This is a genomic window from Rhizobium sp. 18055, from assembly GCF_902706285.1.
GTDB lineage: Bacteria > Pseudomonadota > Alphaproteobacteria > Rhizobiales > Rhizobiaceae > Rhizobium.
The window spans coordinates 1-484 of the sequence record NZ_CACSKD010000186.1; the positions used below are offsets into that span (position 1 = coordinate 1).

Genomic DNA, 484 nt, shown 5'->3' on the forward strand with positions numbered 1-484 from the left:
GACATCTCCGTCGCGCGCGAGTTTTCCCCACCTGCGGCTGTGGCGCAAGACAGCGACGGCGTCGGACGGCAAGAGCACACGCCGGACGCAACGTTGCGATCCGCTGCAAGCGCCAGGTCGCCTACCCGGGCACCAAAGCCGCGCAGCGCGCAGGCCGCAACGTCGGAGCGTGGGCAGGATGGTGGCGCTGCATCGCCCGAGGCGAACCCTCCTCGCGCCCCGCGTGCACAGGCGGACCCTCTTAGGAACACCGGGCCATTCCCGGCGACGAAGTTCGACAAGTTCGTTGCGATCGTGCGAGCGATGCCGGGGACAACGGCGGGTGACGGCTGGATCACGCTCGATCGAAAGGCATGCGTCGACGCCTGTAAGGCCCAGGGGGTCGATTTGACCCGCAGGGATCTCAAGGCGTTCACCGACCACGCTAGCGACCATCTGAAGATCGAAGGCGCCAGCGTGCGTCTAAAAGCCCTCAGGTGACGAT

Annotated in this window: 1 protein-coding gene; it reads left to right on the top strand. The window is 66.5% G+C overall.

Annotated features, from left to right (window positions below; translation table 11 throughout):
* The coding region (locus GVL52_RS28650; protein ID WP_200847977.1) for a hypothetical protein at window positions 1-480 on the top strand (480 nt) is incomplete at its 5' end.
* Window positions 481-484 lie beyond the last annotated feature (4 nt).